The organism is Actinomycetota bacterium, from assembly GCA_036280995.1.
GTDB lineage: Bacteria > Actinomycetota > CALGFH01 > CALGFH01 > CALGFH01 > CALGFH01.
In genome coordinates, this window is record DASUPQ010000344.1 from 1 (window position 1) to 6,228 (window position 6,228).

General features: G+C 70.8%; 5 protein-coding genes and 2 pseudogenes. 6 read left to right on the forward strand and 1 reads right to left on the reverse strand.

Annotated elements, in window-relative coordinates:
- Window positions 1-195 precede the first annotated feature (195 nt).
- From VF468_11780 to VF468_11795, 4 genes and pseudogenes are all read left to right on the forward strand, one after another.
- Window positions 196-1,535: pseudogene (locus VF468_11780) on the forward strand (IS701 family transposase).
- Between the two features lie 108 nt (window positions 1,536-1,643).
- Entirely contained in the window at window positions 1,644-2,468 is an 825-nt protein-coding gene (locus tag VF468_11785; GenBank protein ID HEX5878979.1) for an IS5 family transposase, read from the forward strand.
- A gap of 75 nt (window positions 2,469-2,543) precedes the next feature.
- Window positions 2,544-3,083 carry a helix-turn-helix domain-containing protein gene (locus VF468_11790; GenBank protein ID HEX5878980.1) on the forward strand — a complete coding sequence of 180 codons (540 nt, stop codon included), beginning with the start codon at window positions 2,544-2,546 and terminating at the stop codon, window positions 3,081-3,083.
- Window positions 3,044-3,655, forward strand: coding sequence for a transposase (locus VF468_11795; protein HEX5878981.1), 612 nt, complete (start codon window positions 3,044-3,046; stop codon window positions 3,653-3,655). The genes VF468_11790 and VF468_11795 overlap by 40 nt, the downstream gene beginning before the upstream one ends.
- 40 nt (window positions 3,656-3,695) lie before the next feature.
- Here the strand turns inward: VF468_11795 and VF468_11800 are convergent, their stop codons facing one another.
- Window positions 3,696-4,544, reverse strand: coding sequence for an IS5 family transposase (locus VF468_11800; GenBank protein ID HEX5878982.1), 849 nt, complete (start codon window positions 4,542-4,544; stop codon window positions 3,696-3,698).
- Window positions 4,545-4,697: 153 nt separating this feature from the next.
- Between VF468_11800 and VF468_11805 the strand changes: the two genes are divergently transcribed.
- Together VF468_11805 and VF468_11810 are read left to right on the forward strand one after the other, a co-directional pair.
- Window positions 4,698-6,014 (forward strand): IS701 family transposase, encoded by a 1,317-nt coding sequence (locus tag VF468_11805; GenBank protein HEX5878983.1) that lies wholly within the window; start codon window positions 4,698-4,700, stop codon window positions 6,012-6,014.
- Window positions 6,015-6,097: 83 nt separating this feature from the next.
- Window positions 6,098-6,228 (forward strand): annotated as a pseudogene (locus tag VF468_11810) (transposase).

Below are 6,228 nucleotides of genomic sequence, written 5' to 3' on the forward strand. Positions count from 1 at the left end.
CCAAGGACTTCGAGAACCTCGCCGTCAACGCGCTTGCCTTCCTCTGCCTCGGCATGATCCGCCTCATGCTGCGTAGGCTCGCACGAGCCTCAGACCGCTCGTGATCTTTCCGGACGGCCTCTACCACTACTCTGGGACGTCCTGTTTCGCTGAGCGTTTCGACGGCGACCTCGGCGAGGGAGGGATACCATGCGGATGTGGGCACCGGACGGCTGGGAGGGCGAGCTCGAGCGCTGGCTGGCGCCGTTCCTGGCGGCGCTGGGCCGGGAGGCGCAGCGGCGCTGGGCACCGGTCTACCTCAAGGGCCTGCTCCTGCCCGGCGAGCGCAAGAGCGTCGAGCCGCTCGCGACGCGGGTCGCGCCCGGCGACACGGAGCAGCTGCCCCACTTCGTCGGCGGCTCGCCCTGGGCGACCGGACCGCTCGAGGCCGTCCTGGCGAGGGAGGCCGACCGGCTGGTGGGCGGGCCGGAGGCGGTGCTGGTGGTCGACGACACCGCCCTGCCGAAGCAGGGCCGGCACTCGGTCGGGGTGGCGCGCCAGTACTGCGGCGCGCTGGGCAAGCGGGCCAACTGCCAGGTCCTGGTCTCGCTGACCCTGGCCCGGGGCGAGGTCCCGGTACCCGTGGGCTTGCGGCTGTTCCTGCCGGCGGGATGGACGGACGACCCAGATCGCTGCGCCCGGGCCGGGGTGCCCGAGGAGCACCGCCGAGCCCTGGCGAAGACCGAGATCGCGCTCGAGGAGATCGACCGGGTCATCGCCGCCGGCGTCCGCTTCGGCCGGGTGGTGACGGACGCCGGCTACGGGATCAGCGCCGCCTTCCGCCGGGGCCTGAGCGCGCGCGGGCTCCTCTGGGCGGCCGGCGTCCTCAAGACCCAGAACGTCTACCCGGCCGGGGTCGAGCTGGGCTGGCCGGTGGCGCGCACCGGGCGCCCGCGCAAGCATCCCGTACCGAGCGAGGACCCGGTCCCGGCCGAGGCCGCCCTGGCGGGCGCCGAGTGGCGCCGGATCAGCTGGCGGCGCGGCACCAAGGGGCCGCTCGCGGCCGAGTTCGCGGCCATGCGGGGGTGCGCCCGGCCGATGGCGAGCAGCTCAGGAACGGCCGGCACCTGCCCGGGGACGAGGCCTGGCTGGTGGGCGAGCATCGGGCGTCGGGCGAGCGCAAGTACTACCTCTCCAACCTGCCTGCCGACGCACCGCTCGAGACCCTGGCGGCGCTGATCAAGGCCCGTTGGGCGTGCGAGCAGGCGCACCAGCAGCTGAAGGAGGAGCTGGGCCTCGACCACTTCGAGGGCCGCTCCTGGCGCGGGCTGCACCACCACGCGCTCCTGTGCCGGATCGCCTTCGCCTTCCTGCAGCACCTGCGGCTGCGGGAGCGGGGGGAAAAGCGGCGCCGGGCCACCCGGACCGCCGCCGCGTCCGACGCTGCCCGAGGTGCGGCGCCGCGTCCTGGCCGCGCTGACGCGCGTGCTCCTGCGCTGCCCGCACTGCCGGCAGCGCTTCGCCCATCACCTCCGGTTCTGAACGTCCCAGAGTAGTGCTAAGAGCCTGCCTGAAACTAAAACCCTGACCTAATGCAGCTTTCCCCGTGAACGCTGCGGCCGCCCCCGCCGTTGCTCGTCGATCCCGACCCAAGGACGACGCGCATGGCATGGACGACCGAGGACCGACGCCGGTACGCGCCGGCCATTCAGGAGGTGGTGCGGCAGGGCATGCTTGTCCGCTTGGCGGTCACGATCGATGCGATCGATCCGCCCGCCTCGGTCGGCCGGCCGCGGGTCTGGCCGACCTTGGTCATGCTCCAGGCCTTGTGGCACGTCGCCCGCGACGACCGGGCTTGGCGACGACTGCCGCCCGCCTCGCCGCCGCACCAGACGGTATGGAGCCGGCTCATGGGCTGGCGGCGGCGGGCCGTGCTCGACCGGGCGCTGCGGGTTCTGGTCGTGTGCCGCCGCCTCGCGGCTGGCCGGAAACGATGGCCGACGGCGGCGATCGTCGACACGCAGACCGTCAAGGTCGGCCCGCAGCGTGGCCCGCGCGGGTACGACGCCAACAAGAAGATCAAAGGCCGAAAGCGCGTGCTGATGATCGACACCCAAGGCGATCCACTCGGGGTGCAGGTGGTGGCGGCCGACGTGCAGGACCGCGACGCATTGCGCGCCCTCGGCCCTGACCTCGATGTGCACGCCTCCTTGCTGCTGACCTGGCTCGACCGCGGCTTCGCCGGTGATGATCCAGCGATCTTCCTGCGCAGCCACGGCATCAGCGCCGAACTGGTCGGGACAGTCGGCCGCAAGGGGTTCCAGGTCGAGCCCCGGCGATGGAAGGTCGAGCAGACCTTCGGCTGCCTGCAGCGCTACCGCCGGCTGCGTGTCGAGGACGAGGTGAACAACGCGACCTCGCGCCACATGACCATCCTGGCTTCGGTGTTCATGACCGGCATGCGCCTCGAGCGCATGCTACAGTCGTGAGGGTTTCAGGCAGGCTCTAAGTGGTTCATCCGGCAAGTGGCGATATACTGGGCCGTCCCTTGCCGGAGACGGGCGATGCGACGGTTACGGCTACGTGATCTGACGGGCGAGGAACGCACCACGGTAGAACGGCTGGCCCATTCACGCACAGCGCCCGCGCGGCAGGTCGAGCGGGCACGGATCATCTGGCACGCCGGCCAGGGCCAGGCGGTGCCGGAGATTGCCGACCAACTCCGTCTCAGGACCTACCGGGTGCGCGGCTGGATCCATCGGTTCAATGCCGAGGGCCTCACCGGCCTCGAGGATCGGTCCCGTAGCGGCCGGCCGCCAACCTATTCGCCCGAGCAGGTCGCCACGGTGATCGCCACCGCACTCACCGATCCCAAAACGCTGGATTTGCCGTTCGCCTCCTGGACGCTGGACCGGCTGACCGCCTACCTCAACGAGCACCAGGGGATCGCGGTCAAGCGCAGCCGGATCGACGAGATTCTCCTCGCCGAGGGCTTGCGTTGGCGCAGGCATGAGACCTGGTTCGGCGAGCGGGTCGATCCCGCGTTCGCCGAAAAAAGGGGCGGATCGAGGCCCTCTACACGGCACCGCCGGCGGGCAGCCTAGTCGTTTGCCTGGACGAGATGGGGCCGGAGAGCGCCAAGACCTATGCCGGCCAAGCGATCGTCGCGATCAAGGACCACGCCGGGCGAGCCTGGCAGGAGATCGACCACGGCCGGCGCGGCAAGGGCTACATCTTCGGCGCCTTCTGCCCCGCCACGGGCGACGCCTTCACCAAACCCTACCCTGGACGGGGCACCGCCTGCTGGGTCGCCTTCCTGGAGGAGGTCGAGCATTGGCTGCCAGCCGCGGTCGAACGGGTCTATGCCGTCCTCGACAACCTGAGCAGCCATCGGGCTACCGACGTCCTGCTGTTCTTGCTGACCCACCCGCGCTGGGAAATGGTGTTCCAGCCGAAGTACGCGGCCTACCTCAACCTGATCGAACCGTGGTGGAAGGTACTGCGCTCCTTGGCGCTCAAGGGCCGGCGGTTCGAGAACTGGGAGGAAATCGCCCAAGCGGTCGAGCGTGCGACCGCCTACTGGAACGCGCACCGGCATCCTTTTGTCTGGGGTCGGCGGCGCCGGCACCAGCCGCGTCGACAGCCCGGCATCGCGCTCCTGCCCAAGGCTGCCTGACTTGCCGGATGAACCACTAAGAGCCGTGCCGAAAACTCGATCATGCCCTGATCTGCCGCTCGAACCGTGCGCCGGTCAGGAACAGCGCGGCCAGCAGGGTCATGGTGCGGGACATCCGCGTGCTGCCCTCATGATCGACCTGCAGGCGGCGGTAGCGCTGCAGGCAAGCAAAGGTCTGCTCGATCTTCCATCGCCGTGGCTCGACGATAAAGCCGGTCTTGTTCGCGCGCCCGACCAGCTCGAGGTCGATGCCGTTGCGGATCATGGGTGCCGTAGCGGCATCCCCGTTGAAGCCGAGATCGGCCCACACCTTGAGCAGCGAGCTGGCCGCGAGTTCCGGCTCGATCATCGCCGCGGTGTCGCGATCCTGGATAAAGGCAGGCACCACGCGCAACCCTTGCACCAAGCCCTCGGTGTCGACCAGCAGTACCCGCTTGCGGCCCTTGACGCGCTTGGCCGCGTCGTAGCCGCGCGGCCCGCCCTGCGGGCCGGTCCTCACGCTTTGGGTGTCGAGGATGCCGGCGGTCGAGCGCCACCTGCGGCCGCGCGCCAAGCGCAGGCAGCCGTTGAGCACGGCCAGGGCACGCTCGAGCACGCCGAGACGTACCCAGCGCTCCAGGCGGCTGCCGATCGTCTGCCGCGGCGGGTAGAGGGCCGGCAGCAGCTTCCAGGCGGCGCCGGCGCGGCACAGCCACCACAGCGCCTGCAGCATGGTGAGCGTCGACCACAGCCTTGGCCGGCCGGTCGGCGCCGGCGGGTCGATGGCATCGATCATTGTGGCCAGACGGATGGTCGCGTTCGCGCGCACCGCGTCGCTGATCGCCGGCCCGTATCGCCGGCGCTGTTCAGACGTCCAGGGGATCTTCAGTGTTCCTTGCGGGGGAACCACCCATATAGGCATCCGATGTACAACCTGCTTGCAGGCCAAACCGGCAGCTACCGCAAAAGCTTAACGGTTTTCGGCACGGCTCTAACACTACCCTGCCGCCTTTTGCCTGATCGACCGTTCGCGCCGCAGCGATGCTCACGGTGGGAGGGGCGGATGGACGGGTCACCAGCCCGGGGCTGGGAGCGGGAACTCGGACGCTGGCTCAAGCCGATCCTGGGGCGGCTTGGGCGCGAGACGCAGCGGCGTTGGGCGCCGGTCTACCTCAAGGGCCTGATCCTGCCGGGCGAGCGCAAGAGCGTGGAGCCGATGGCGGCCCGGGTGGCGCCGGGCGACACCCAGCAGCTGCACCACTTCGTCTCGGCCTCGCCCTGGGCCACCGCGCCGCTGGAAGAGGAGCTGGCGAGGCAGGCCGACCGGCTGGTGGGCGGACCCGGCGCGGTGCTCGTGGTCGACGATACCGCGCTGGTGAAGCAGGGCCGGCACTCGGTGGGGGTGAAACGCCAATACTGCGGCCAGCTCGGCAAGCGCGCCAATTGTCAGTCCCTGGTCTCGCTCACCCTGGCCCGAGGCGAGGTGCCGGTGTGCGTCGGCCTGCGGCTGTTCTTACCGGAGGACTGGTGCGGTGACGCGGGGCGGCGTGCGGTCGCGGGCGTGCCCGAAGCGATCGAGCACCGACCGAAGTGGCGGATCGCGCTCGACGAGATCGATCGGGTCCTGGCGTCGGGTGTCCGGTTCGGCCGCGTCCTGGCCGACGCCGAGTACGGCAAGGCGGCCGAGTTCCGCACCGGCCTCGCGGCGCGGCAGCTCAGCTTCGCCGTCGGCATCCCGCCGACGCAGAAGGTCTACCCGGGCAACGTGACGCTCGCCTATCCCGAGCCCAAGCCGACCGGCCGCCCGCGCAAGCACCCGGTGCCCTCGGCCGCGAGCGTGGCGGCGGCCGGGCTGATCGAGGCCCGGCCGGCGGCGTTCCGCACCGTCTCCTGGCGGACCGGCACCAAGGGCGCGCTCAAGGCCGAGTTCGCTGCGCTCCGGGTCCGCGTGGCCGACGGGCCGGTCGCGGCTCGGGCGCAGCACCTCCCGGGTGAGGAGGCGTGGCTCGTCGGCGAGCACCGCGCCGGCGGCGAGCGCAAGTACTACCTGGCCAACCTCCCCGCCGACGCGACGCTCGAGACTCTGGCCGCGGCGATCAAAGCGCGCTGGGTCTGCAAGCAGATGCACCAACAGATGAAGGACGAGCTGGGCCTCGACCACTTCGAGGGCCGGGGCTGGCGCGGGCTGCACCACCACGCGCTCCTGTGCCAGCTCGCCTTCGCCTTCTTGCAGCACCTGCGGCTCGGGGAAAAAAGAAGCCGACGCTTGGCCCGATGGCGGACCACCGCCTTGGCCGAGCCTGCCCGCCGTCCGCCGCCGCATCCAGGCGACCCTCTCTCGCGTCCTGCTGCGCTGCCCGCACTGCCGGCAACGCTTTGACCGTCACCTCCGGCTCTGAAAGTGGCAGGGTAGTGCTAGGGCGCTAGGCGCAGCGGCGCTGGGCGCCCTTCTACCTCAAGGGCCTGCTCCTGCCGGGCGAGCGCAAGAGCGTCGAGCCGATGGCGGCGCGCGTGGCGCCCGGCGGGCGACACCCAGCAGCTGCACCACCTCGTCTCGACCTCACCCTGGGCCACGGCGCCGCTCGAGGACGAGC